The sequence below is a fragment of the Cobetia sp. SIMBA_158 genome, from assembly GCF_046566945.1.
Lineage (GTDB): Bacteria > Pseudomonadota > Gammaproteobacteria > Pseudomonadales > Halomonadaceae > Cobetia > Cobetia amphilecti.
Map to the genome: position 1 here is coordinate 1 of NZ_JAWJYL010000211.1, position 289 is coordinate 289.

The following is a 289-nucleotide window of genomic DNA, read 5'->3' on the forward strand; positions in this document are numbered from 1 at the left end:
GCACCAGACGGAACTCCCGCCCGGCACCGTCCGTCACGCCGGTGATTTCCCCGGCCAGGTCGCCTGCGGCCTCACGCCGGTACGTCAGCGTCCGCCCGAAACGGTCTGCCAGCCCGGTAAGCACCCGGTACGGCGGCAGCGGCGCTGGCAGTACGTCCTCAGCACCCGGTACCCGCTCTGACCACCCCAGTATCCACCACGGCCCCTGTGCGCTGTTGGTCGCCAGGTAAAGATGCGGGCTTAACCGGATATCCGGCGGCAGCGCCCCCCACAGCCGCGCCAGCGTGTG

At 70.6% G+C, this 289-nt stretch carries 1 protein-coding gene; it reads right to left on the bottom strand.

Translation table 11 applies throughout. The annotated features are described in order from the left end of the window. The coding region (locus R2R70_RS19670; protein ID WP_410978847.1) for a hypothetical protein at positions 1 to 289 on the bottom strand (289 nt) is incomplete at both ends.